This is a genomic window from Xenorhabdus sp. SGI246 (genome assembly GCF_040838225.1).
GTDB classification, from domain to species: Bacteria; Pseudomonadota; Gammaproteobacteria; order Enterobacterales; family Enterobacteriaceae; genus Xenorhabdus; species Xenorhabdus indica.
In genome coordinates, this window is the sequence record NZ_JBFPEZ010000077.1 from 1 (window position 1) to 26,449 (window position 26,449).

At 48.3% G+C, this 26,449-nt stretch carries 16 protein-coding genes and 4 pseudogenes; 15 read left to right on the plus strand and 5 right to left on the minus strand.

The window, feature by feature from the left end:
• Positions 1 to 184: hypothetical protein (locus ABLA85_RS16150; RefSeq protein ID WP_367965397.1), on the plus strand; the 184-nt coding region annotated here is incomplete at its 5' end.
• Positions 185 to 564: 380 nt separating this feature from the next.
• Here the strand turns inward: ABLA85_RS16150 and ABLA85_RS16155 are convergent.
• The 3 genes and pseudogenes from ABLA85_RS16155 to ABLA85_RS16165 all read right to left on the minus strand — a co-directional run.
• Positions 565 to 909 (minus strand): annotated as a pseudogene (locus tag ABLA85_RS16155) (DDE-type integrase/transposase/recombinase); the annotation flags it as partial.
• 93 nt (positions 910 to 1,002) lie between these two features.
• On the minus strand, positions 1,003 to 1,203 hold the full coding sequence (locus tag ABLA85_RS16160) for a hypothetical protein (RefSeq protein WP_367965398.1): 201 nt from the start codon (positions 1,201 to 1,203) through the stop codon (positions 1,003 to 1,005).
• Positions 1,200 to 1,493 carry a transposase gene (locus tag ABLA85_RS16165; RefSeq protein ID WP_367965399.1) on the minus strand — a complete coding sequence of 98 codons (294 nt, stop codon included), beginning with the start codon at positions 1,491 to 1,493 and terminating at the stop codon, positions 1,200 to 1,202. Before ABLA85_RS16165 ends, ABLA85_RS16160 begins: the two co-directional genes overlap by 4 nt.
• Before the next feature lie 567 nt (positions 1,494 to 2,060).
• Between ABLA85_RS16165 and ABLA85_RS16170 the strand changes: the two genes are divergently transcribed.
• From ABLA85_RS16170 to ABLA85_RS16180, 3 genes are read left to right on the plus strand one after another with little or no spacing between them, the layout of a single operon-like run.
• Positions 2,061 to 3,758, plus strand: a complete 1,698-nt coding sequence (locus ABLA85_RS16170) for a ShlB/FhaC/HecB family hemolysin secretion/activation protein (protein ID WP_367965400.1) — start codon at positions 2,061 to 2,063, stop codon at positions 3,756 to 3,758.
• Positions 3,759 to 3,791: 33 nt separating this feature from the next.
• A complete protein-coding gene (locus ABLA85_RS16175; protein ID WP_367965401.1) occupies positions 3,792 to 9,344 on the plus strand; it encodes a DUF637 domain-containing protein in 5,553 nt (1,850 codons plus the stop codon).
• A gap of 10 nt (positions 9,345 to 9,354) precedes the next feature.
• Positions 9,355 to 9,795 (plus strand): hypothetical protein, encoded by a 441-nt coding sequence (locus tag ABLA85_RS16180; RefSeq protein WP_367965402.1) that lies wholly within the window; start codon positions 9,355 to 9,357, stop codon positions 9,793 to 9,795.
• A 114-nt stretch (positions 9,796 to 9,909) separates the two neighbouring features.
• Here the strand turns inward: ABLA85_RS16180 and ABLA85_RS16185 are convergent.
• Positions 9,910 to 10,080: pseudogene (locus tag ABLA85_RS16185) on the minus strand (type VI secretion protein); the annotation flags it as partial.
• On the opposite strand from ABLA85_RS16185, the gene ABLA85_RS16190 reads away from it, so the two are divergent.
• Positions 10,062 to 10,331 carry a hypothetical protein gene (locus tag ABLA85_RS16190; RefSeq protein ID WP_367965403.1) on the plus strand — a complete coding sequence of 90 codons (270 nt, stop codon included), beginning with the start codon at positions 10,062 to 10,064 and terminating at the stop codon, positions 10,329 to 10,331. The pseudogene ABLA85_RS16185 and the gene ABLA85_RS16190 overlap by 19 nt on opposite strands.
• Positions 10,328 to 10,786 (plus strand): hypothetical protein, encoded by a 459-nt coding sequence (locus ABLA85_RS16195; RefSeq protein ID WP_367965404.1) that lies wholly within the window; start codon positions 10,328 to 10,330, stop codon positions 10,784 to 10,786. Before ABLA85_RS16190 ends, ABLA85_RS16195 begins: the two co-directional genes overlap by 4 nt.
• Before the next feature lie 105 nt (positions 10,787 to 10,891).
• Here ABLA85_RS16195 and ABLA85_RS16200 read toward each other — a convergent pair.
• A pseudogene (locus tag ABLA85_RS16200) lies at positions 10,892 to 11,305 on the minus strand (conjugative transfer ATPase); the annotation flags it as partial.
• Between the two features lie 50 nt (positions 11,306 to 11,355).
• Here ABLA85_RS16200 and ABLA85_RS16205 point away from each other — a divergent pair.
• From ABLA85_RS16205 to ABLA85_RS16245, 9 genes and pseudogenes are all read left to right on the plus strand, one after another.
• Positions 11,356 to 11,481: a hypothetical protein gene (locus tag ABLA85_RS16205; RefSeq protein WP_367965405.1), complete on the plus strand. Its 126-nt coding sequence runs from the start codon at positions 11,356 to 11,358 to the stop codon at positions 11,479 to 11,481.
• A 217-nt stretch (positions 11,482 to 11,698) separates the two neighbouring features.
• Positions 11,699 to 12,100 carry a TIGR03757 family integrating conjugative element protein gene (locus ABLA85_RS16210; RefSeq protein WP_367965406.1) on the plus strand — a complete coding sequence of 134 codons (402 nt, stop codon included), beginning with the start codon at positions 11,699 to 11,701 and terminating at the stop codon, positions 12,098 to 12,100.
• Positions 12,097 to 13,065 (plus strand): annotated as a pseudogene (locus ABLA85_RS16215) (TIGR03756 family integrating conjugative element protein). Before ABLA85_RS16210 ends, ABLA85_RS16215 begins: the two are co-directional and overlap by 4 nt.
• Positions 13,066 to 13,079: 14 nt before the next feature.
• Positions 13,080 to 14,516: an integrating conjugative element protein gene (locus tag ABLA85_RS16220; protein ID WP_367965407.1), complete on the plus strand. Its 1,437-nt coding sequence runs from the start codon at positions 13,080 to 13,082 to the stop codon at positions 14,514 to 14,516.
• 5 nt (positions 14,517 to 14,521) lie between these two features.
• Entirely contained in the window at positions 14,522 to 14,860 is a 339-nt protein-coding gene (locus ABLA85_RS16225; RefSeq protein WP_367965408.1) for a hypothetical protein, read from the plus strand.
• Positions 14,857 to 16,374: a conjugal transfer protein TraG N-terminal domain-containing protein gene (locus ABLA85_RS16230; protein ID WP_367965409.1), complete on the plus strand. Its 1,518-nt coding sequence runs from the start codon at positions 14,857 to 14,859 to the stop codon at positions 16,372 to 16,374. Before ABLA85_RS16225 ends, ABLA85_RS16230 begins: the two co-directional genes overlap by 4 nt.
• A 337-nt stretch (positions 16,375 to 16,711) precedes the next feature.
• The gene (locus ABLA85_RS16235) at positions 16,712 to 18,409 is read left to right on the plus strand and encodes a ShlB/FhaC/HecB family hemolysin secretion/activation protein (protein ID WP_367965410.1); all 1,698 of its coding nucleotides are present in this window, start codon (positions 16,712 to 16,714) and stop codon (positions 18,407 to 18,409) included.
• A 10-nt stretch (positions 18,410 to 18,419) separates the two neighbouring features.
• Positions 18,420 to 18,959 (plus strand): toxin-activating lysine-acyltransferase, encoded by a 540-nt coding sequence (locus tag ABLA85_RS16240; RefSeq protein ID WP_367965411.1) that lies wholly within the window; start codon positions 18,420 to 18,422, stop codon positions 18,957 to 18,959.
• Positions 18,956 to 26,395 carry a filamentous hemagglutinin N-terminal domain-containing protein gene (locus ABLA85_RS16245; protein WP_367965412.1) on the plus strand — a complete coding sequence of 2,480 codons (7,440 nt, stop codon included), beginning with the start codon at positions 18,956 to 18,958 and terminating at the stop codon, positions 26,393 to 26,395. The genes ABLA85_RS16240 and ABLA85_RS16245 overlap by 4 nt, the downstream gene beginning before the upstream one ends.
• The last annotated feature ends 54 nt before the right edge of the window (positions 26,396 to 26,449 follow it).

A 26,449-nucleotide genomic window follows, 5' to 3' on the forward strand; every position in this document is an offset into this window, starting at 1 on the left:
TGAGGAATGGGGGAATTTTTACCTTTATGATGGCTGGGCGCGGGAATTTTACGTGACCTCGACGGATTATCTGGCGGCCAGATCAGGTTCCGCCGAGCATCAGGCAAAATGGGCGTTTTGGGCAGAGACAGACCGGTGGATGCGAAATAGCTGGGTGATGACAGGATTTGCCTGTAGTCGTTAATTGTATTGGCTTACCCGAATTCTTCACTCAACAACCACCGACTAAAGTCGGTGGGTTAGTGATTAACGGACTGAAAGTCCGGATACGCATCAGCTGAACGATGCGTCAATTGTCCATCCTGAAGTTATCGTTCGGGTTAGGTTCAAAATGATGCCAAGGATGCTCTGGCTATCTGCTAAACGGCCTGCCGACCCGGTATCCATTTTTTGTTCCGGTCAAGACGGTGGAACAGTAAGATATTAAGACACTGCGCAATACCCGGCAACTCATCGTAGAACAACCTTGAGTCACGCGTATCAGCAAGGAGAAACCTCTTATGGGATTTTCCTGTTACCGACAGATCCAGGGCAGGACACAATTGTGGTCAATCGGAATGTGGGTCAGGAAACAGAAAAAACACCATACATCAGAAGAATAGATTGAAAAGTCTTCTCTCTACGGAATCTGACAAGGACATTCTTACTGTCTGAATGAAAAACCAGCCGTCCTCCAAGATGGCGCGTTTCCAATGCGTTATTCAGTACCCGGCAGACCAGCTCAGTATCCGGCGAAGAGCCGATGACCATTCCCACCACCCGGCGGGAAAATAAATCCGTCACCACCGCCAGATAGCTCCATCCCGCTTTAATACGGATGTACGTGATGTCTCCGCACCAGTGGGTATTCGGGCAGGCTGGGGCAAACTGCTGTCGCAAGAGATTAGGGGAGGCGACAGCCTCTTCTCCTGCCGGACGATAACGGTGAGCCCCCGCTGGACGGCTTTGCAGACCGCATCCTGCATTAACCACCTGGCCTTTCAGCGTCCCACCGGCCAGCCTTCATTGGGCAGCAGATGACTCAATGTGCGACTGCCTATCGCTCCCCCGGCTTTGGTTATACAGTTCACTAACCCGGATGCGCAACTGCAGACGTTCCGTATCGACCGGCCGTTGTCGCCAGTCATAATAGGCACGGCGTGACACTTGAAATATCTGACATAATTCTGTCACCTGCCACCGGGGACTCAGCCGTGTGATCAACGCATAGCGCCACGGCGCATCTCGCTCATCAGCATGGCCGCCTGCTTTAGGATTTCTTTTTCCATTTCCAGGCGTTTCACTTGTTTTTCTAATGCTTGTATCTGGCGTTGTTCGGGTGTCAGTGCCTTCTCCACAGGCTTCATTCCCTGTATTTCGGCCCGGTACTGGCGAACCCATTTTACCAGCGTCCTGTTATTGATCCCCAATGAACGGGCGATATCGACAACCTGCTGAACCGTTTCCAGCTTAAATTCAGCGGAATAGTGGCGTTTGGTGAGTTTCACTTTCATTGTCACACCTCATTGTCATATGAATAACATTAGCAGGCTTTTGAGGTGTCCGAGATCCCTATACCACTACAAGACAGAGATGTTATACTTTCCACACACACTAAAAAATAGCAACACACGGTATGAAATGATAAATAACTTCTTTCAATGATTTTTTAAATAATTAAAGTTATTTAACTCCAATTCAATTGCGGTTCATTTTTTAAATACAAAACAAATCATATTTTAAAACTTAAGTATACAAATTAATTAATCTTAACAGTTGTAAATCATCTCACAATCAAATTAATCAGATGTATTTATTGGGAAAATTAAGAAAATCATAAAAACAGTCTTATTTTAAATCATAAAAAAACACTAAATAAATTTATATAAATTAATGAATATAGATTCAGCACAAAAAAACAAATAAACAATAAAAATACACAATTTATAATTAATAAAATTAAAAACTCTTTCCATAAGAAAACGAAACAATTAATAAACAAAAACAAAACTATAATAATATTGCTTTAAATTTACATTTCTATATAATTCGCGCCTTTTTCTTATATCTGTAATTTATTTATGTCTCTATATTCTCAGAGCAGAATTTTTATTAATTTTGCTGGCTTATTGTTTGTGGCGCTATTAGCCATTTCAGAGAAATCAACAGCATCATCGTTAATCAGCTCAGTTGATCAAGATGTCATTACCCAACAACAAAAAGACTTGTTACAACAAGCGCAACAACAGCGCGATGATATTCGCAATAGTGTGACGTTATCACCACTCTCTGTACCAGCATCGGATGATGAAGATTCGTTCTGCCATCCTATTCACCAAATTCAATTTGAAGGAGCAGAAAGTCTTTCAACCTCGGCACAACAGACATTATCCAAACCTTACTTATCCCATTGCCTGACTGTCGGTAAAATTAACGAGTTGGTACGTAAAGTATCTAACACCTATATAGAAAAAGGCTATGTCACTTCTCAGGCAGGATTAAACGAGCAGGATTTATCCACTGGCATTCTGACGATTACGGTGATGGAAGGCAAAGTCAGTACCATCCGGCTTGACGGTGAGATGCCCCTTGCCTTGAAAATGGCTTTTCCGCAGATGGCCGATAAGCCCCTTAATTTGCGGGATATTGAGCAGGGCATGGAACAACTCAACCGCCTGCCTTCCCAGCAGATAACCATTGATATCCAGCCGGCTGCACAGCCCGGTTATTCTGACGTTATTTTAAAACGAACTGAATCTCAATTACCGCTTCATACCAGTCTGGGTATAGATAACAGCGGACAAAAAAATACCGGAAGAGAACAAATTAATGCCACGTTAGGACTGGACAATCCACTACACCTCGCAGACCTGTGGTCAATTTCAGCCAGCCGCAACAGTGACTTTCGTCATAACCACCAGAACTGGAGTATCACATCAGGTGTTACCATTCCTTATGGCTACTGGTCATTCGATTATCAGTATGCCCGAAACAGTTCATTCCAGATGATCCCTGTAGGTACAGATAGTTACCGCTATGAAAGTAAAGGGCAAACTCATCAGTTAAAAATAAACCGGACGTTATACCGGGATGGGCAGCAAAAACTGGCCTTGAATATGGGATTAGTTCATCGCCAGACGTCCAATACTGCGGCCGGTGTTAAGTTATCCGTCAGCAGCCCGACATTGAGCGCTGTCAGTTTGGGTGCTAGCTACAGTACTACGCTGGCCGGAGGCTATCTGACATTTAACCCGACATTCAGCCATGGTTTGGATATGTGGGGGGCGACGAAAGATAACTCTGGTGTTCGTGATGTGCCGAAAAGCCAGTTTCGTAAATTCAGCCTGAGCAGCAGTTATTTTATGCCTGTCACGGAGAATATCTATTACCTGACTTCTCTGTATGGGCAGTTCACGCCGGATAACCTTTATGCCAGTGAACGCCTGTCATTAGGGGGACAATATTCTGTCAGAGGATTTAAGGAGCAAAATCTCATCGGGAATAATGGCGGCTATTGGCGCAATGAACTCAACTGGAAACTCGCCAAGCTCCCTTTAGTCGGTGAACTGTCTTTCAATAGTGCGCTGGATACAGGCTGGTTGAAAAACAATAAAAAAGGACAAATCGAAGGAGGTCATGTTACAGGGGCATCACTGGGTATTTCATTTAATCACAACAGAATGAATCAGGCGGTTACAGTAGGAAAACCACTGGTTTATCCCGCTTATCTCAGACCAGACCACTGGGTCGTTTATTGGTCTGCTTCACTTCATTTTTAATACAAACACAGCAAGAAATTTGGACTTCATTTCATGAAAGAACAAGAAAAAGATAAAGTTATTAGCCCATTAGCAAGGGGAACCAGTTATTTTTTGATTTACCTGACAGGTATCTATCCGCTGAACTCGGCAATGGCGGGCGGCATCACTTCTGATAACACAAAGACACAGGTATACAACAGTGGCAATGTTCCGATAGTGAATATTGCAGCGCCCAATAATGCAGGAATATCGCACAATACATACCAAGACTTTAATACCGGAACACAGGGTGCGGTATTAAATAACGCCACACAGGCGATTAATTCTCAACTGGCAGGCCAAATTAACGCTAACGTTAATTTGCAGGGAAAAGCCGCCGAACTCATCATCAACGAAGTCACCGGCAGCAATCGTTCTGAACTATTAGGACAGCTGGAGGTTGCAGGCCAGAAAGCCAACGTGATGATAGCCAACCCCAATGGTATCACCTGTGATGGATGTGGATTTATTAATACCTCCGGTGCAATCCTGACGACCGGTAAACCACAATTTGATGCTCAGGGTGCACTGGAAGCCCTGAAAGTAACAAAAGGCCAGATTACCATCGGCGGTAAAGGATTAAATGGTCAGTCAACGGATTATATCGATATTATCAGCCGGGCCACTGAGCTGAATGGCAAAATTCAGGCCAATAACCTCTCGCTCACTCAGGGTGCTAACCAGATTTCGTTTAAAGACGGTACGTTAAAGACCATTGCCGGAGAAGGGGCTACACCACAACTGGCTGTCGATACTAAAGCACTGGGTGGTATGTATGCCAATAAAATCCGTCTGATTGCAACTGAAAATGGAGTTGGCGTTAATCTGAAAGATATCACCAGTACTCAGGGTGATATTACGCTGAGTTCCAATGGCAAAATGGAACTGGGTAATATTAAATCTAAAACTGACTTAAGTGCGGGTGGCAAGGAAATTAATATTAGGCCTAACTCCCCTGTTCAGGCAGAGCTAAATATTATTCTGGCTGGTGATAAAATTGCCAATAAAGGCAGTGTAACTGCCGGACAAGATATGCGGGTATTGGGTAATACAATTAGCAATATCGGTTCTCAGGTACTTCTGCAAGCCAATAATAATATGTGGATTCAGAAAAATGTAGCTGGAAATAAAAATAAAGAAGTATTGAATACAGGTACTATTAGAACGAATCAAGGTGATATTGTTATTAGATCTGAGGATATAGTTAATGGTTTTGATGATCTGGAATATAATTATAACACTACTAGATTTAAATTAAAACAAGGTATGTTTGGCCCTGAATTTACTGAAGAGGGGAAGTATGGACCTTATGGTTATCCTCAAAAATTAGAGCATACTGAAATTTCTATAACAAAGAAACCTCAATCTGCAATTATTGAATCTGGAAAATCTGCTTATCTATATGGAGATAATATCAAAAACAAACACTCTAATATTATCGCTTCTAATGATTTAATACTTACAGGGAAAAACTTAGAAAATAAAGCATTTTCTAGTGGATCGTTACAGCTATTTGCAGATTATGGCTTTATGGCCAATGAGGTTTTTTTATGGACTCCCACTCTCAGTACTGAGACAAATTTACAAGCTAAACATAATTTAGTTTTGGATTTTAAGAATATTGATGTGGGAGTTGATAACCCTAAGGAATTTAATGATTTTAAAAAACCATTTGGACTTCTTTTTAAAAAATTTAAAACTTTTTTTGATAAGACTCCACTGAACATAAATGCAAAAAGCATAAATATAGTAGGTGATTCCGTTAGTATTAACACTACTAATTTAGAAGCAACTAAAAATATAAATATCATATCAGAAGATAAATCCGAAATTGACCTTTCAGATTTTAAGGCTATAGATGATATTTCTATCGTTTCGGGGAATAATATCTCGCTACTTAGAAGTAAGCTGTCAAGTGATAACATTTTCCTTAACAGTTTTAATGGCAACATTGTATCCACAGATGGATTGTCTTATGATGACGAGACTTTTTATACAAATGGCATTCGAAGATTAAACAAATTAGAAGCTACTAATGATTTAACTTTATCATCTAATAATGGTAATATATTTATCAGAAATAATGTATTTTCTCCTATGAGTTCTAATGTTTCAATGTATGCTTTAAAAAACATTGATATAGAAAGTACTTACGATCTTATTCCTCATAGAAGCATTATAAAAGATCCCTCTGGTAAATCTAATTGGTACGAAATATCGTTTAAAAACTTAATTCCTATTACAAAATTGAATTCATCAAATTCAATCTTGATGACTAGTGGAAACAATTTATCTTTAACTAGTGTAGTTTTAAATGCCAAGAAAGATATTAATTTTAATGCTAAGAATGACTTTAAAGCTACATCGAGAGAATTTATAAATAGAGATAGTAATTTATCTTCCTCACAGAAGACAGTCTCTCCACATCTTTTTGATTTTATTATTAAATCAGATGACCCTCAACTACAAACTCAAATTCATGCAGGAGAAAACCTATTAATTAATGCTTCAAATGATATTAAATCAGAAGGTGCTAAATTTTCGGCTGGCAATTCAATATCTTTATTAGCTGGAAATTCAATGAATTTACTTGCTGCAATTTTTCCTGTAAGAAATCCATGGACTACCACTCAAGGTTTGTATGGAGAAACAGTACCGCTGGAATCAGATGATTTCAAAAGATATTTTTTTGATTTTATTAGAACGGATGTTCCAGCTACGACTAATGTAGATGCTGGCAAAGATGTTATAATATCTTCTGGCAATGAGATTACAACTGAAGGATCAAAAATTTCAGCCAATCAGAATATAAATATATATTCCGGTGGAGATATAAAATTCAATGCTTCTAGGAATTACTTTTATGACTTTCCAAATAGACAAGAAAAAATAACCAGAAATGTAACTGAGTTAAATAGCGGCGGCTCATTAAATATCATTTCTGACGGCAGTATTTTATTTCAAGCATCTAAATTATTTGCTAAAGGTCTAGGAGCTATTTGGAAAGATCCTATTCGATTATCTAATTATAGCGGCCCCATAATTGAAGTAGAATCTGAAATACAAAACATTAAAAGTGAAATTGGATCAATTACAAAAGAAAAAAGCCTAGTAGAATCTGAACTATCTTTAGAGAAAGCGGAGGAAAAATCTTGGAGTGATTATTTTACAGCTGGAGGAACAAATTATGATGCTTTTGGTGGTTCAAAAGAATATTTTGAATCTTGGTTTGCCGAAGTTGAAGATCCTCTTCTTGATGAAATCAGACAAAAAATAAAAACAAAACAAAACAAATTAACCGAAGTGGAGTCTAGATTAGCTCAAGCCAACTCAAAATTAAATAACCATATGAATAAATTGATTATAGCCAAAGAGGAAGCTAAAAATAAAGGTGAAAGTGAAACAAAAATACAGGCTGATATAGATGATCATAATAGAGCCGAGGCAATGAGAATCGGAACTATAAATATAGCTGCTAAAGGTGGCTACCTTTATGCTGCAGCTTCTGACGAAATTAAAAGTTTTGAAACTATAAATGAAGTTAAATATGGTACGAACAACAAAGTTTCAGAATTCATTGCTTCTGGAGATATTAATATTTTAAGTAGGGATGATTCTACTTATGAAGCGAGTAAGATAGAAGCTGGTCAAAATATCACATTGACTAGTACTCATGGATTTACTAATTTCAAAGCTGTAAAAGATACTGAATATGAAAGAAAATTCAGTAAATCTAATGGTTTTTTTATAAAAACCAAGGATAAAGGTCATTCTTCAGAAACTTGGGTATTACCCCAAATCAAATGGAATGGAAATTTTGTAGTAGATGCAGCTCAAGGTATTACCTCTGATATTAAAGTAAAGAATAGACAATCTTTACAAAACGCAATTGACATATTAGGAAGTAGTTCAGAAACAGTTTGGTTTAAAGATTTAAATACCCGACATGATATAAAATGGAATGAAGTTCAGGATGCTTATGATAGTTGGGATCATAAGAGCCAACAATTAAGTCCGGTTGCTTCTGCTGTTATCGCCATAGCCGTTGCCGCAGTCACAGCAGGTGCTGGGGCAACTCTTGCTGCTGCTGGCTACGCAGCAGGGGCAGCCACCACTGCCGGAGCCAGTGCTGCAACAGCCTCTGCTGCTTCTGGGGCTGTTACCGCAGGTATGGCATCTCTGGCTTCTACTGCAGCAGTTAGCCTTATTAATAACCAAGGCAATGTATCCAAAACCCTTAAAGAGATGGGCAGCAGTCAAACGGTAAAATCAACCGTCACTTCCATGGCAATTGGTGGTGCTTTGGCCGGATTTGACAAGCTGATGGGGGTGGAAAAAATGGCTAATGGCACAACTAACGCACCGCTATTAAGTAAAGGAGCAGACTGGACTAAAGTCGCTCAACGTGTTGCAGGGCAATCGATTATTAGCTCTGGTGTAAATACCGCAATTAATGGTGGTAGCTTCAAAGATAAATTTGCAACAGCGTTACTTTCCAATGTGGGTAACCAAATTAACGCAGAAGGGGCAAATATTATCGGGAACAACAGTGCAGAATTAGGTGTTCCAGGAAAAGCTGTTAGCCATGCAGCGGTGTCAGCCCTTGCTGCAGAAATTGGTGGTGGGGATGCTAAAGGTGCTGCAGCTGGTGCGTTGGCTGTTTCTCTTGCCGAGACAGTTTTAATAGATACATTTAGTGATCCAGCTAAAATTGAAGCTGGCGGTAAAATGATTGGTGGTATTGCCGGTGCGTTTGCAACAAATAGTGCGGAAGGTGTTAATAGTGGAGCTAATTCTGGAGAGATAACTATCGTATACAATGGATTAGCTCATGCTTTAGCAATGATGGAAAGAGAAGTTCCCGGCACGATAAAAGCCCATGAAGAGAGTAGAAAGATACTTTGTACGCGTGCTCCTGATGCATGTAAAATGGCTGCAAGAACAATAAGCTTCGGCGCAGATTTTATGCCGGGTATTAGCGATATCAAAAGTTTTGCTGAAGCTGAAACGAGGTTAGATTACCTTACTGCTACAATCGGTTTAGTGCCGGTGCTAGGCGATATTGCCAGTAAGTCTATTAAAGCCGCTAATATTGCATTAAAAGATGGTAATCTGGAAGTAGCTAAGAAGCTGATTCATCAAGCTCATGATGAAATTTCATCCACTAGTTTATTTAAACGCTCAACCTTTGAAGCTCCTTCAGGAAATAATTATACTGTTTTCCAACAACCAATTAACTGGGAGCTACCGATTAATACGAAAGGTGGGATAATAAAAACGAATCTTCAAATAGCATTAGATGGAGGTTCTCCTTTTGTTGTTAAGAATGGAAAGTATTCCCAAATCAATTTGCACCATTCTAAACAAAATGGATTAGGCCCATTATTTGAGCTGTCAAGTGATACCCATAAAGAATTTCACTCTTCTAATGCACTTCATCCTTACTTACCAAAGGCGCATCCGGACACCCCTGTTGATAGAGATTTATTTAACATAGACCGTGATGCATATTGGGTAAATAGGGCAGAAACTGAACTAAAAATACGTTTAAATTCGAATAAATAGGATATAAATCATGCTATCTAATAAAGTTAAAAAATATCTTAGTGACAAAGGGTGGTGGGATGATGCTATCTACCCAGAATATTTGAATGCCTTAGTTGGGTTAAATGTCGATTTAGAATCTGATTTTGCCCAATTTTACTTACATGCAGAGGATGGCCCAACATTTCATAGTAGACATCGTGAAATTTACCAAATCTGTTGGTTTATCATTAATAGCAATTATGATTCAGAAATAAAATTTACGCATAAATTGCTTCGTTGTTCAAATGAAGAATATATTCCCTTAGATAGTTTCGAAGGTGAATATGGATATTTCTATAATAGAAAAACGGGTGAAGTACTAGAAGTAGGGCTTGGGCAAGAAATGCTCGATTTTTACGAAGGTAAATTCAAACCTCAATGGAAAGATTTTAACTCATTTCTTGAGTGGTATTTTGAGCTAACTGATTAGATATATCTATAAAAAAAATTAACCTGAACGCGATCCCAGCCAGAGTGCTGGGGTCTTTCTTTAAAAATCGGGAAATATCTTTGATAATAAGTAAGTTACACACATTATTGTGATTTACAAAACTATCCTCAATCCCCGCCCAATATCCATTCTCTTTGCGACCAAAACAGCCGCTTCCAGTTCACTACACTGGTGCTCCCGCATTAACGCCCACCGCTCGGATTTTTCTTCTTTTTCCGTCATACTCAGTGCCAGATAGAGACTCGGTGGTACGACCCGAAACAAAAGCACTTTATGACAATGCGACAGTTATTGAACTTCCTAAAGAGGTACATCAAGCAAGCCGAACTTATAAGGGCAGAAATTCACCGACACAAGTAGCGAGTGATTCAGCTGACTTATGTGGTGCAGAATGCCTTGACATTAAGGATAGAAGAACACTTCTGATACAACATGGCTATAATCCTAAATTGGTTGATGATGCTCTCGAACTACTTAAGCAGCGTAATCGTGAAATAGGTACAATTAAGAAATGATTGACTGGAATTTATTTATCAACGCACTTGGAACTGCTGAATCGTCTAAGGAGTTCAGTGAACTTTGTTTAGTGATAGAAGAGCAAGCTCAAGTGTCGCAAGACCCTCTCGAATATAACGATCCAGTAGGGCACACAACATACTATAGCTTTTTTCAATCAGGAATATTGGTAGGATTCAGGCAAGGAAGGTTGGATCACATACACTTTTATTCCGATAACAACGATGGATACAAAAATTTTAAAGGGGTTCTAATCTCAGATATACAAATGGGATGGAATAAAGAAAAAGTCCTTGAAATACTGGGAATTCCATTGAGAAGTGGAGGCAATTATATGGATATGCTTCTTGGCTACATCAATGACTGGATAAAATATGAATATCCAGGATATGCCTTACATTTTCAATTTAATCCAGATGGTTTATTGTGCCATAGTACTTTAATGCAGCGATAACGTGTATTAGCTCAACGTATAATCTGAAAAAGAACCCAGCTAGTGTGCTGGGTTCTTTTTAAATAGATATAATACACTGATAAATAACAAAAATAATTATTCTCTTTATGACTTGTGAGTGACTAAATCAGACTTCAATCCCCGCGCTACATCCATCCTTATTGTTACCAAAACCGCCGCCTCTAGCTCACTGCACTGATGTTCGCGCATTAACGCCCGCCGTTCAGATTTTTCTTCTTTTTCCGTCATACCCAGTGCCAGATACAGGCTCGGTGGCACAACCCGAAACAGCGCTTCGGTTTTTTTCGCCAGCACCACGCCTTCGGTATAACAGCGCGGGAGTTTACTGGCAGAGAGTAATACCGCTTTTTGCTCTTCGGTCAGTTTTTTGAATCGGGCGATTTGTTCCACTTCATCCGGTGGCATGGTCAGGTGCAACCACCATTCGGCCATATTCAACATTTTTTCAGCGGTATCCGGATAGTCAGCGAGGTTTTGCGTCGTCAGCCAGGCCCCCAGTTGTGCAAGCATCAATTGATACGGTTTGCGACCATATATCCGGCGTCATAATGAACTCACTTGTCCGCGCCATGATGTCATCCACACCCTGTTTCCTTATCACTACACCGGTATATCACTACCTTGGTCAACATCAGGCTATGACAGGGACAGTATCCGTTTTCTCATCAGTTTGAGAAAGTTTATATTAAATGAATGTGTTAAAAGGAAAGGTTGCTTACCACACAGATTTGTTTGTTAAAAAAAGTTAATATTATTCTTTTTTATAACAGGGAGGAGTGTGATGGACGGTGTCGGTTCATTTTTTGCATTTTGCAAAAAAGAATTGTTTGCTGATTTATCCGGATTTTTTCCGCACGCTTGCCGTCTGTGTTCAGAGACGGGAAGGTGGGAATGAGAAAGCGCTGTACCTTATTATTCTGGCTGGGATGGATGACCGCATCAGCGAGTTATGCCAAAACGGTGATTTACACTGACAGCCAACACATCCCCGTTAACCTTTCCCCGGATACACAAATTGTCTGGCTGGATGCGGCTGAACAACAGCGGCAGAAAATCTTTTCTCACCTTTCTGCCGATCCGCAGCAAGCGGCGAGACAGGCACAAGCTATGCTGCAATCTCCCCAATGGCATCAGCAGGAACAGCAACTGATTCAGTCTTATCGTGCCGTTGTTCAGGCATGGCAATCAGGTGTGCGCAAGTACCCTGCCGTGGTATTTGATGACCGGGACATCGTGTATGGCACGGCGGATGTGGCAGAAGCGAGCGCCCTCAGGGAGCAGAGTCAACGATGAAGACACCCCGCCTTGCTTTTCCTGTTGTCATCACTCTGGTCGCTGCGTTTGCGCCCTTTGCGCAGGTTTCCCTCAACACCGCACAAATCGTGGCCAGCAGCCTTTCGCCATCCTGTATTCAGTAGCGGGTCAGCGGCCTTTGTTACTGGCTGTTTTGTTCCTGGCATGGCTGCACGGTAAAAACCTCAGTCAAAGTTACCCATTATCTCCCTGAAGCGGTGGTGTCCACTTATCACGCCCCCGGTGGCAATCCGTGGTCAGAAATGGCGCAGGTCAGTCGGCTCTCCGGCGGAGTAGAAAATACCGTGACCGGGGCGTTATCTCACCTGAATGCCGGTGGGGGTAACCACAATGTCCAGATTGCCGGGCAACGGCGTACCAGCCTGCGTTTCAATTATGCCGATGCTATCGGACATCCGGCGACCAACCTGATAGGTGGGCAAATTCCCGGCTATTCGTGTCGTAGTGCAGCTACACCCCTGATACCTTATTTTCTCAGCACGCTGGATTCGGTAGCGTGGCGCTCTGGTTTGCCGGAATCGTTTTATCCGGAAGCCCTGATACCCGGCCAGCGGGAGCTGGGCCGCCAGATGGCCGGCACTGTGTGGGGCCATATTTATCCGCGCTCAGGCTTTGTCAATCAGACCGATGATGACAAGGCATCTGCCGTGGTCGCACAGCGGGTCGCGGATATCATCACCCGCGCCGGGCAACCCCATGTTTATCAGACGCTGAAAGGCACGCGTACTGATGGCTACTGGCCACCTGAATCGGTCACCGAAAATACCGGCACCCAAAATCACCAATGGCAGCGGTTATCACCGACGTTAAGTCAGTCCTGCGCGGTGTTTCCGGATGGGGAGCACACAGCGGCAATTGATGGCAATCAGGCGTATGCCCTGTGGCAGCCTTACAGTTGTTGTCAGCGGCGTGGACAGCGTTTTCTCAGCAGTACGGATATCTGAACAAGGGATACATAATGACGAAAATAAACACGTTATGGCTGATCGCCGGTGGACTGCTCATCGCTTCTGCGCAGGCCAACGCCACGGGGCTGTCTTTGACATTACCACAGGTGAACCGAAGCGCACTGGGTTATGGGGCAGAAGCCAGCGGGGCAGTCTCCGATACGCTGTTCTATACTCTGGGCGGCGGTTCGGTGATATCTGAACCGGCCAGTCGCAGTGGCTCTGCCACACTCGGTGGACTGGAGCTGGGCTGGCGTTCGGATTTGATGTGCGGCAATTTTGACCTGAAAGCTACAGTCAGCAATCAGTTGAACGGTATCACGGCCGGGTTTAAGAACCTGATGGGTGATGTGATTCAGGGCGCCACCGGTGCCGTGGCCAGCCTGCCGGCGATGATTATCCAGCGGGCCAATCCGGGGCTGTATGACATGCTGACTAATGGCGTGTTGCAGGCCAATGTGGCGTTCGACAAAGCCCAGTTCAACTGCCGGGCGATGGCCAATAAAATGATGGATTTTGCGCAGAACACCAAATGGACGCAGTCGGCGGCTTTACAGGAATACAAAATGCTGGTTAACAGTGGCGATGGTGATGCGGTGCGTGTGAATAACGCCGGCAGCAAAGCGACCGGTGCCAGCGGGCATTCATGGATTGGCGGGCAACGGCAGGGTGGTAAGGGACAGAATGCCATTCGCCCGACCCGGGATTTAGCCAGTGCCGGCTTTAACATGATGAATCAGTTGCCGGTGTTGAGCCAGTCGTCGGTCAGCTCCCTGAAGTGTGAAGGCAGTGCCTGCCGTAAATTCAGTAATGCGCAAGAAGCGGCTGAGGCGGTAGCCAGCGTGCTGGGCGACCGGGCCATCCGGACCTGTACTCAGGCGGCAGACTGCACCAGCGGTGGAGAGAAACACCAGCCGGGCACCACCGTCGCGGGGATGGGCTTTGCCCCGATGCTGGAAGCACACACCAAAACCAATACGGAACAACTGGTGAAGCTGGTCAGCGGCACGGAAAAACCGACGATGGCCAATCTGACGAAACTGAAAACCGGCAGTCTGACGGTAACCAAAGGTGTCATTCAGGCGTTGCAGCGTGACCCGGACAGGGCTGCCCTGACGGGACGTTTAGCGGGTGAACTGGCAATGGTGGAAACCGTGGAAACGGCGTTACTGATGTGGCGGATGCTGATTACCGGGATGTCTGAACCCAATGCAGCAGCACAGTCAGAAGCGCTGGCAGAAGGGGAACGGCGGATTGATGCGCTGGACCGGGAAATCAATGCGCTGAAAAATGAAATGCAGCTGAAACAGGCGCTGTCCCGTAATGCCATTCTGACCATTATTGAGCGGGACACCCAGCGCATCAACATGCATCCGCAAAAACAGGTGCCGGACAGCACGGATGCGCGTTTTTATCAGCTGGAAATGCCAAATCGTGAGCGCAGGTAAGGCGGATGATGGCAGAGAAGCATTCAGTATTCAGAAAAGGTGTTGCGTTATCACTGGTCATCGCGTTGGTGATAATTATCACTGTAGCGACAGGCTGGGTCGGACTGCATCAGGCAGAAAAACTCACGGAGTTCCACCACTGGGTGACTCAAACTGGGGGAGTCTGGTTAGTCTGGCGGTTAGGCCTGTATGCCATACTGGGCTGGGGAGGCCAGAAAATTTGGCACAGGACAAAACATCTTCCGGAATACCGCGCAACGCTGATACGGATGATGGTGGCCAGCCTGCTGTTTATCCTGCTGGGTGAATATGCCCTGTCAGGCCATATTGAGGGAATAAGATGACGACTAACAGCTATCTGGAATACTTTCTGACATTGCTCGGCTGGGTCGTCAATAACGGATTATGGCACATTCTGATTGCGACCGGGCTGTTTACGCTGCCGTTAGTGATAAAAGTGATCGCTATTTGGCTGAAAGTCAGAGAATGCGGTGAAGAAGACGGCAATGGCGGATTACAGTCGCTCACCCGGACTGAAAATACCCTGTACTGCGCCTTTTTCGTCATGGTGGTGTGTTGTGTGCCGCTGGTGAATGTCAGCCTGACAACGCTTCAGTATGACCCCTCCCGCGCCAAAAGCTGTGGCACCTGGACACCGCAAACGCCGGATAACAGTGGGTATGCGCCGGTGATGTCCAGCCTGAATAATCAGACGGCGGCTGTGCCGCTCTGGTGGGCGGTGGTGCACCGGTTATCCAAGGGGCTGACACAGGCTGCAGTGGCGTCCATTCCCTGTCGGCCGGATCTGCGGCAACTGCGCTTTGAAGTGCAGCATACCCGTATCAGTCATCCGGCACTGGCGGCGGAGTTGCAGGATTTTACCCACGATTGCTATGCCCTGGCGCTTTATCAGTGGAAACAACGCGATCAGGAGCACACCACCGATCCGATTATCCTGAATGATATCGGCTGGCTGGGCAGCCGCACGTTTTTAGCCGGGGATTACCAGACGCTGCAATCCCGTACACCCCGGACAGACTTTCCGTGGCTGGAGAGCCGGGACAACGGGCGGCCTTATACCGGGCCGAACGGTTACCCGACCTGTAAAGCCTGGTGGTCAACCGCTAAAGCCGGCCTGAAAGACCGGGTACTGGCGCAGGCCGATCCGGGATTGTGGTTGCGCCTGTCTGCGACACTGAAAATATTGGGGAAAAACACACAGTCTTATCAGGAAGCGGTCATTCGTCGTCTGGTCAGCCCGGTAAACCTGACGGTTTCTCAGGAGGGCTATGTTTACGCAGGTTATGGTGGCAATGCCGATCCCACCTTGTTGGATGGCGCTAACCGCATCGGGTCTTCCGCAGGGGCTTTATTGGGGGGATTACTCAGTATGCCGATGTTCGATGCGGTACGTCAGGCACTGCCGATGATGCAGGCGGTGATTTTGATGGCGCTGTATATCTTAATCCCGTTGATCCTGCTGTTTGCGGCGTATGAGTTTAAGACCGTCTTCACGCTGACGTTTGTGATTTTTGCGCTGAATTTCCTGACATTCTGGTGGGAAACTGCCCGCTGGCTGGACAGCTATTTACTGGAAGCCCTGTACGGCTCAGACACCCACAGCCTGTTTAATCTGGCGGGTATTCAGAATACCTCAGACGATTTAATTATGGGGCTGGTGATGGGCACACTGTTTATTGTGCTGCCGATGGTCTGGCTGGGGGCATTAGCGTGGGCCGGCGTGCGGATGGGGGATATGGCCGGTATGATGAGCCAGGGCGTGGGGCAGGTCAGGCAATCTGCGGGGATGTTCGGGCAGATGGTGATGCAGAAGATGCTGTCGAAGGGAAAGCAGTGAGACCCGTTTTTTGTCATAGAAGGGGGGATCGTTGTCCCGTCAGAATACTCTGAAAAACATGTCATTTGTTATTTTTCTTTATCATATTCGCCGTGCTTTTGTTTTTCAGGCAGGCAAAATGCAGACGAATATACTTAATACTACACGCAATATGTTTGGTGAATGTTAATCCATTGCCGTTTTGTTGCATAACGGCAGTTAAAGAGTCTAAATATTCGCCTTTTTGATCATCATGCGATCATGTTGGTTGAAATTAAAACACTTTCAACCATAATACCCTCTCGCGTAGTTCTCCCAAAATCATTCAGTAATCATTAAGTATCCGACGGGTTCAATTATGGCAACGGTAACTCGCAGCAGCATGTTCGCAGGGTTGGCCGGATGGGCTGTATGCGTTATTCAGCCTGTGCAGGCCGATGACCAACCTTTTATTCATCAAAAGCAGCAGCAGCAAGCGTTAGAGCAACGCCTGGAGGCGAAGGCACCGACGGTGCGGCTTTCGGATGAAACGGTATCCACGTCTGTATTGACGTTTCCCACAGAATCGCCCTGTTTTGTGATCCAGAACGTCACTTTGTCCGGCCGGGAAGACCTGCCGCACTGGGTGCCGTTACAACGGCTGGCCGATCAGGCCAACGGACACTGTCTGGGGGCGCAGGGGATTGGCCTCCTGATGAGCACGATGCAGAACCGGCTGATTTCCCACGGCTGGGTGACCACCCGCATTCTGGCACCGGAGCAGGATCTGAGTCAGGGGGAACTGAAACTCAATGTTGTCACCGGCAAAATCCGGCAGGTACGCTATACGGAGGAGTCGGATAAATACGCGACGTTATATACCGCGATGCCTGCCCATGATGGCCATGTGCTGGATTTGCGGGATATCGAGCAAGGCCTGGAAAACCTTCAGCGCATCCCCAATGTTCAGGCGTCGATGGAACTGGTGCCGGGTGAACAGCCGGGCGAGAGCGATATCGTGATTAAACGCCAGCAGTCGCGTTTCTGGCATGTGGGAGCCTGGGTGGATAACAGCGGGACCAAAACCACCGGACGCACGCAGGGCGGGCTGATGCTGGCGCTGGATAACCCGATGTCGCTGAGTGACCTGTTTTATCTCTCCCTGAGCCGTGATTTGGCTTTTTCCCGCCGCAAGGATTCCACCAACTATACCGCACATTATTCGGTGCCGTTTGGTTACTGGCAGTTTGCGGTCACCGGCAGCAAATACCACTATATGCAGACCGTACCGGAACTTAACGGGGATGCCCGATATCGCGGAAAAAGCCGCAGTCTGAACACGCAATTAAGCCGTGTCCTGCACCGTAATGCCCGTTCAAAAACCACATTCACTTATGGCGTGAATGTGCGAGAAACCCGCAATTTCATGCAACAGACCGAAATTGGTAACCAGAAACGCCGCACCAGCAGCTGGAGCCTGGGGCTGGATCACCGCCATTATATCGGCGCAGCGATATTGGATGCGGGTATCCGTTATCAAAAAGGCACCCGCTGGTTTGGTGCACTGCCAGCGTCTGAAGAGCGCAATGATAAATCTTCCTTAAACTACGCCACGGCAAAATCAGCAATTATCCAGTTGTCGGTGGCACTGAATACCCCCTTTAAGCTGGGCAGCCAGTCCTTTCAGCACCGGATGGAATACCAGAAGCAATGGAGTCATACCCCGCTGACGCCGCAAGACCAGTTCAGTATCGGCAGCCGCTGGACAGTGCGGGGTTTTGATGGCGAACGCACGCTGAGTGCCGATGAGGGCTGGGCATGGCGTAATACCCTGTCATGGCAGACCCCGGTGCCGGATCAACAGCTTTATCTGGGGGCGGATTACGGCCGGGTGGGCGGACACAGGGCGGAAACCCTTATCGGCCGCACACTGGCCGGGGGGGTTGTCGGTCTGAAAGGTCATATCCGCCCGGTGAATCTGGCCTATGACGTGTCGGTCGGTACGCCCTTCTCCAAACCGGATGGTTTTAAAACCGACCCTGCTCACGTCAGTTTCAGCCTGAACTGGCAGTACTGAGGGGGCAGCAATGTTCATCGGTGATTATGATGTACGTGCTCCCCTGCTTCTGGGCGGGCATGAAAATGACCCAGAAATGCTGGGTGCCGCAACCTGGCTGTGGATGCACTCCCCGCTGCACCGGGATGCACCGTTAAGTTCGCTTGCCACCCTGCTCCTGCCTTTTATTAAAGCCCAACAGTATGTGCTGATCAGTCAGCAGGGTCAGCCGGTGTTTTACCTGAGCTGGTCACGGTTTGATGAAGAGACCGAACACCATTACCTGACGACGGATGACGGGGATAATCGCCGCCTGGCATCGAACCGGGGGGATCGGCTCTGGATTGTGGACTGGGTAGCGCCGTTTGGCCATAGCCGTGTGATGGCGGATTTAATCAAACATGACATTTTTCCTTATCAGTGTGTCCGGGCGCTTTATCACAAAGGCTCAGCGCGCGGGGCGCAGGTGCGCCGTTTTCGAGGGGCCGGTGTCAGCCGTGAACAGGCTGCTGCATGGTGGGATAACCATCCCCTGACCGTAAACTTACCTGAAAGAAGGGCTGCGCGATGAATAAACATTGCTACCGCGTGATTTTTAATAAAACCCGTCAGATGCTGATGGTGGTGTCTGAGTTAGTCCGCAGCCACACGGCCGGACAGGCACGAAACAGAATATCGGTGCCTTCATTATCGTCAGCCCGTGTGGCCTTAACCCCTTTGGTGTTCGGGGTCTCACTGGCGCTGGGGCTGGTCAGCCTGAGTGCACAGGCGGGTATTGTGGCGGACAACAATGCGCCCGGTACGCAGCAGCCCTCGGTCATTGCCACGGCCAACGGTATACCCCAAATCAATATCCAGACACCGAATGGGGATGGGGTTTCCCGTAATCAGTACAGCCAGTTTGATGTGGCGCAACGGGGGGCGATCCTCAACAACAGCAGCATCAATACCCAAACCGAACTGGGTGGACTTATCACCGCGAACCCGTGGTTAGCCCAGGGTGAGGCGAAAATCATCCTCAATGAAGTGAACAGCCGTAACCCCAGCCAACTGAACGGCTTTATTGAAGTCGCCGGTCAACGGGCGGACGTGATTATTGCTAACCCGGCAGGTATTACCTGTCAGGGATGTGGTTTTATCAATGCCAGCCAGACTACGCTGGCGGCGGGGAAAACCCTGCTGGAAGGCGGACGCCTGAAAGGGTTTGAAGTGGATGAGGCGCATCAGGGACTTATCAGCGTGGAAGGGAAGGGACTGAATGATACCGGCAGTGATTATACCCGCCTGATTGGCCGCGCCGTCAATATTAACGCCAGACTCCACGCCAACCAGTTAACCGTGACGACCGGGCGCAACCGGGTGGATGCCCAGGGCAATGTGACCGAAACTTTGTCAGAGAGCCAGAAGAATAAACCGACATTCAGTCTGGATGTGGCGGCGGTAGGTGGCATGTATGCCAACAAAATCAAGCTGGTCGGCACCGAACAGGGTGTCGGGGTACGCAATGCCGGGCAGTTAGGGGCGCAGGCTGGCAATCTGACGCTGGATAGCCAGGGCAAACTGACGAACAGCGGTGTCATCACGGCATCTGCTGATGTGGTCATCAATAATTCGGGGGAGCTGGCGAATCAGGGAAATATCACGGCGGGTGTCGATAAAGAAGGCAACCGGACGCAATCCGGCACCCTGACCATTGAGAGCCGTGGCCGCCTCAGCAATAAAGGCACGATAGCGGCATCGGATAACCTGACTGTTGATAATCAGGGCGATGTAACGAACCTGGGGCGGCTGTCGGCAGGCAGCAATAAACCGGGCAGCCTGAAACTCAACAGTGGCGGTCATCTTGCCAACAGCGGGACGATAGACGCCTCTGCTGAGATTAAGGTTAAGAATCAAGGACATTTCATCAATCAGGGCGATATCACGGCGGGTCAGAATATGGCCGTCAACACCCGCGATCACCTGGATAATCAGGGCCGTATGTTGGCCGGCCGTCACCTTGATATCCACAGTGCGTCGTTGACAAGCCATAAACAGGTTCGGCTGCCTGCTGATCGCCAGCAACACCCTGTACTGGCCGCCGGCGCGGATAAAGACGGCAAATTAACCCAGCCGGGTAACCTGACGCTGGATATCAAGGGGAAACTGGATAATCAGGGGATTATGACCGCGTCAGACAATATCGAGATTCAGAATAAAGCGGCGTTAACTAACGCCGGAGATATCAGCGCCGGGAAAGCGATGACGATAAAAACCCCGGGCGCGCTGGCCAATCAGGGCAAGGTGTTGGCCGGTCATCATCTCGCTATCCAGAGTGCGTCCTTAACGAGCGGTCAGAATGGGTTACTGTCTGCGGGAACGAATAAAGCGCAACCGGGCAAACTGACTCTCAACAGCCGGGGTCAGCTGGTGAATCAGGGGATGATAACCGCCACGGAGGATATTGTTATTGAAGCACCGGCGACGCTGGCGAATCAGGGCGAGATAAACGCTGACCGTCATATCAGGATCACCACGCCCGGAAAGCTGACCAATCAGGGTAAGGTGTTGGCCGGCCACAACCTCGATATCCACAGTGCATCTTTAGAAAGTGGCCAGAACGGCGTACTGGCTGCGGGAGTAGATAAAACGCAGCCGGGCAAGCTGAAGATCCAGAGTCAGGGTAAACTGGATAACCACGGTATTATCAGTGCGTCCGAGTCTATCCATATTCAGCATGAAGGCGCTTTCAGTCACTCAGGGGATATCACCGCCGGTGGCGATATGACAATAAAAGCGCGGGATCACCTCGATAATCAAGGGAAAATGCGGGCAGGCCGCCATCTTGATATCCACAGTGCCGCGTTAGTCAGTCACCAGAACGGGATGCTGGCGGCGGGCACGGATGATCAGGGCAACCTGACCCGGCCGGGCAATCTCACCATCGACAGTCGCGGTCAACTGATCAATCAGGGGGTGATGACGGCATCGGATGATATCAATATCCAGAATCAGGCCGGGTTGAAAAATCAGGGAGAAATAAGTTCTGGTCGTGATATCAGGCTCAATACCCCGGGCAGTCTGACCAATCAGGGCCGGGTGCTGGCCGGCCATCATCTCGCTATCCAGAGTGCAGATTTAGACAACCAGCAGGACAGTAAACTGGTTGCGGGTATAGATAAAAAGCAGCCGGGTACGTTGAAGATCCAGGGTCAGGGCAAACTGGACAACCACGGCATTATCACCGCGTCAGATCATATTCATATTGAGAATGAAGGCGCTTTCACTCATTCAGGCGATATCACTTCCGGTGGGGATATCACGCTAAAAGCCCGTGATGATCTCGATAATGCCGGAAAAATACTGGCCGGACGCCATCTGGATATTCATAGTGCCGCGTTAGTCAGTCATCAGAACGGGGTGCTGGCGGCGGGGACGGATGATCAGGGCAAACTGACTCAGCCGGGCAATCTTGTCATCGACAATCGCGGTCAACTGACCCATCAGGGCGTGATGATGGCGTCGGATGATATTGATATCCAGAATCAGGCCGGGTTGAAAAATCAGGGAGAGATAAGTTCTGGCCGTGATATCAGACTCAACACCCCGGGCAATCTGACCAATCAGGGCCGGGTGTTGGCCGGCCACCACCTTGATATCCACAGTGCGGCGTTAGAAAACCAGCAACACGGTGAACTGGCGGCAGGCACTGACCCTCATGGCAAACCGACTCAGCCGGGTAATCTGACCCTCGACAGTCGCGGTCAACTGGTTAATCAGGGGGTGATGACGGCATCGGACGATATCGTTATCGACAATCAGGCGGCACTGGAAAATGCCGGAGAGATAAGTACCGGCCACGATATCCGGATTAAAACGCCCGGACATCTGGCTAACCCGGGCAACATGTTGTCAGGCCGTCATCTGAATATCCACAGTGCTTCCTTATCCAATCAGGAAAAAGGGGTGCTGGCCGCGGGTGTCGGTAAAGACGGCCGTTTGTCCCAACCGGGAGACCTGACGCTCCATAGCCCGGGTGAGCTGACCAACCTGGGGCTTATCACCGCTTCGGACACGATGACTGTCCAGGATCAGAGCAAACTGGATAATCAGGGGCACATGAGCGCCGGCCGGGATCTGTCAGTCAATATCCGTGATCACCTTGCCAATCAGGGCAACATACAGGCCGGCCATCATCTTGATATCACCAGTGCATCACTGGACAACGCCAAAAATGCGGTATTGGCGGCAGGCATTGACCGCGACGGTAAACCCGCCCCCTCGGGCAATCTGGTGCTTCACAGTCATGGGCAACTGACCAACCGCGGCGTGATAAGGGCATCCGGTGATGTGACCCTGCCTGATCAGGGCACCCTGATCAATGCGGGAGACATTACCGCCGGGCAGGACATGGCAATCACGACCCGCGGGCACCTCGACAACCCGGGGCGCATCCTGGCCGGGCGCCACCTTGAAAGCCAGAGCATGTCATTGTACAGCCATCAGGGCAGTACCCTGGCGGCCGGTATGGATAACGCGCTCAGGCTGACCCAATACGGTAACCTGACCCTGAAAACCACAGAGGAAGCCCGGCTTCACGGGCAGAATCTGGCCCATGACCGGTTATCGGTGAACGCCAAAGATCTCTCACTGGCGGGCAGTCAAACGGAGGCCGGCGATCTGACACTGACGTCTGACACGCAGTTACATTTACAGGATGCCCATGTCAGCGCCCGTCAACACCTCACGTTATCGGCACCGGAACGGATTGATAACACGCGTGGCCGGTTACGGGCGGAAACGCTGACCCTCCACAGCCAGGAACTGAACAATCATCAGGGTAAAATCACCCAGACCGGGCAGCCGTCGCTTATCCTGGATCATCAGGCCGGGATTGACAATACGGCCGGGATAATTGAATCCCGCGGGCAGGATTTGACGTTGAAGGCGCAGACCATTGCAAATGATAACGGCAGGCTGATCCATGCCGGAACCGGCGTGATGGCCCTTGACACGGCCCGCTTTCAGGGTCAGGCCGGCCGCCTGATTTCTGACGGTGAACTGAAACTGGATGGGGGGGATTACCATCTGGTGAACAGCGAGACGTCGGCACAACATATCACGGCCCATATTCAGTCACTGGATCACCGTTCAGGGACGATGACCCAACGGGGCATCGGTGCAATGACGCTGGATGTTCAGCAGGAACTGGATAATGGCAGCGGAACGATGTCTGCCAATGGCACGGTGAAGGTCAATGCAGCGGCGCTGAATAACCAGTCAGGTCAAATCATTGCGGCAGAAGATGGCCAGCTTCAGGTGACGGTAAAAAAACGGCTGAATAACCAGCAAGGCCAGTTAGTCGCCTCAGCCGGGATGACCGTGGTGGCTGACGAAATCGATAATCGGCAGGGGAAGGTGGCGGCGTCGAACGGGGATGTCACCCTGACCACCGGGCAGCTCACTAATATTGAAGGGAAAATTGCCGGTCAGCATAACCTGCAACTGACGGCTCAGGCGATCAACAACGAAAAAGGCCAAATCCGTGCGGGAACGGCGGATATCGATACGCACCAGCAGCCACTGAATAATACCGCGGGTCTTATCGCCGCAGAACGGCAGATGACGTTGCGAACCGGGGAATTACTGAACCGCTACGGGGTGATACACAGCGGCCAAAACCTGACCATCGATACCCACGGTCAGCAGCTGGATAACCGGGACAGTGGCCAGAACGGCGGTGTGTTCAGCCAGGGGGCTTTGCGCCTGACGGTCGCGGATCTGAATAACCAGTCCGGCCATATTGAAAGCCATGGCGGACTGAATGTGAGCGGAAACACTATCCTTAACCGGCTCGGTCAGCTCCTGGGCGGAAAAGACACCCAATTGCGTGTGGATATGCTGAATAATGATCGGGGTTTGTTACAAAGTGGCGGCAAACTGACACTTAACGCAAAATCCTTAATTAACCGCAACAGTGGTGATCATAACGGGATCACCAGCAAACAGGCCATGATCCTGAATACCGGGGCGCTGGATAACGAAAGCGGGGTAGTGGCCTCATTAGGCAGTCTGGCTATCACGGCAGATAACATCAATAATTGGCAGGGATTATTGGCGGCGCAAACCCGGTTTGCCCTGACAGGCCAAAGGCTGGATAACCAGTCCGGGCGGATCATCGCCCGTCAGAATTTATCTGTCGATACGCAGGGGCAGACCCTCGATAACACTGATGGCGTGATTGACAGTCAGGCTGAGCTTAAGGTGAAGAGCGGGGATCTGAAAAACCAGCGCGGCACCTTGCATGGCAAATCGGCCACACTCACTGCCAAACAACTGGATAACCGTCAACAGGGTAAGATCCTGAGCGAGGCCGGGTTGCGTATTGAAACGGGTGAGCTGCTCAATACGCAGGGACAAATACTGGCGCTGGGCGATTTGACCGCGCGCGTTACTCACCACATGGATAATACAGCCGGTTTAATCCGCAGTGGCGGTGATGCCGAACTGAGCGCTCAGGCAATCCACAATCAGGAGACACAACAGCAGGATAACGGGATTGAGGGTAAAAATGTCCTTGTCACGGCGGACACACTGCACAATGCCAAAGGGCAACTGTTCGCCACTGAAAATGCCACACTAAAACTTTCTTCGGTGCTCGATAACACGAAGGGCCAGTTACAGGCCAACCAGCAACTGGCCGTGCAGGGCCGTCAACTGGTGGTGACCAATACGGACGGTGAGATCAACGCCGGGAAAGCGTTGACGGTGGAGGCAGACTCTGCCACCGGTGACGGCAAACTGCGCTCACTGGGCGATATCCAGCTGACACTGCTGAAAGATTTTATTCATACCGGTGAAATCATTGCCAATGGGCGTTTACGGCTGAGCAGTCAGGGCAATATCATCAATAACGGCCTGATCAGTGCCGGCACCTTGGCGGGGGCGGCGGATAACCTGACCAACGAGGCCACCGGGAAAATCCTGGCGGATTACCATCAATGGACCGTCAAAAATGCCCTCGTCAACACCGGGTTGCTGGAGGGTGCCCAAACCTATCTGCGTGCCACCGGGCTGACCAACCAGGGCACCGGGCGGATTTATGGTGATCATATCGCCATTGACGCGGGGACGCTGAATAACCGGGTGGATGCTGAAACAAAAGTGAAACGGGAACAGTGGTTCGCGACAAAATCGGGCAATTACAACGACATCATGGCCCAAGGTCAATCGGCGGTAATTGCGGCCCGCCAACGTCTCGATCTGGGCGTAAGAACCTTAAATAACCAGGCCCACAGCCTGATTTACAGTGACGGTGATTTTGCCTTCGGCGGCAAGCTGGATGACCAGTACCGGGCCAGCGGAAAAGGCCAGGCCATCAATAACCACAGCGCCTATATGGAAGCCATGGGGAAGATGCGGCTGGCAGCCAACACCATCAATAACGTCAATGACCATTTTGAGACCCAACTTGAGCGCATTTCGCAGACGCCCATGGAGGAATATCAGGTCTGGGGGCAACGTTATAATGCGAAAAACCATAGAGTCATTATCCGTCATGATGAAGTCTCTCACGCCTGTGTGGACAACGGGGGATGCCGGGATAACTTTCAGATTTACCGGTACACCCGCACGACAGAAGAAACCCGGGTGAAAGCCACCGACCCGGCGAAGATACTGGCCGGGAAAAACCTGATCATCGATACCACGACGATGACAAACGACAAGAGCCAGGTGGTGGCCGGGGGATTGCTGACGGTCACGGGCGGAGATATCCATAACCTGGATATGCAGGGTGAGCGTTATATTACCGATAAAGGCCGGGTTGAGAATTTTTGGCGCATCAGGAAAAAAGGGCGTGACCGGCAGGGCCGGAGGTCATCGTATTATGAACCCCCGGCACAAATCCAGGCCATCACGCTGACCCCCGGGACGGTCCGGGCATCACAGGGTACGGTCACGCTGGCTGGCCAGCGGCCGGCGGATTATCAGGGCACCGTGACACAGATAACGTCCGTCCAGGGCTAATACCGCTCGCTTAAGAAAACTAAGATAAGTCATAATCGGCCTCAGATGATTGTT

What these genes read in the sequence shown, in the direction of transcription:
- ABLA85_RS16165 (WP_367965399.1), bottom strand. Translation starts at nt 1,493, where the DNA reads ATGAAAGTGAAACTCACCAAACGCCACTATTCCGCTGAATTTAAGCTG.
- ABLA85_RS16170 (WP_367965400.1), top strand. Translation starts at nt 2,061, where the DNA reads ATGTCTCTATATTCTCAGAGCAGAATTTTTATTAATTTTGCTGGCTTA.
- ABLA85_RS16175 (WP_367965401.1), top strand. Translation starts at nt 3,792, where the DNA reads ATGAAAGAACAAGAAAAAGATAAAGTTATTAGCCCATTAGCAAGGGGA.
- ABLA85_RS16180 (WP_367965402.1), top strand. Translation starts at nt 9,355, where the DNA reads ATGCTATCTAATAAAGTTAAAAAATATCTTAGTGACAAAGGGTGGTGG.
- ABLA85_RS16195 (WP_367965404.1), top strand. Translation starts at nt 10,328, where the DNA reads ATGATTGACTGGAATTTATTTATCAACGCACTTGGAACTGCTGAATCG.
- ABLA85_RS16205 (WP_367965405.1), top strand. Translation starts at nt 11,356, where the DNA reads ATGAACTCACTTGTCCGCGCCATGATGTCATCCACACCCTGTTTCCTT.
- ABLA85_RS16210 (WP_367965406.1), top strand. Translation starts at nt 11,699, where the DNA reads ATGAGAAAGCGCTGTACCTTATTATTCTGGCTGGGATGGATGACCGCA.
- ABLA85_RS16220 (WP_367965407.1), top strand. Translation starts at nt 13,080, where the DNA reads ATGACGAAAATAAACACGTTATGGCTGATCGCCGGTGGACTGCTCATC.
- ABLA85_RS16225 (WP_367965408.1), top strand. Translation starts at nt 14,522, where the DNA reads ATGATGGCAGAGAAGCATTCAGTATTCAGAAAAGGTGTTGCGTTATCA.
- ABLA85_RS16230 (WP_367965409.1), top strand. Translation starts at nt 14,857, where the DNA reads ATGACGACTAACAGCTATCTGGAATACTTTCTGACATTGCTCGGCTGG.
- ABLA85_RS16235 (WP_367965410.1), top strand. Translation starts at nt 16,712, where the DNA reads ATGGCAACGGTAACTCGCAGCAGCATGTTCGCAGGGTTGGCCGGATGG.
- ABLA85_RS16240 (WP_367965411.1), top strand. Translation starts at nt 18,420, where the DNA reads ATGTTCATCGGTGATTATGATGTACGTGCTCCCCTGCTTCTGGGCGGG.
- ABLA85_RS16245 (WP_367965412.1), top strand. Translation starts at nt 18,956, where the DNA reads ATGAATAAACATTGCTACCGCGTGATTTTTAATAAAACCCGTCAGATG.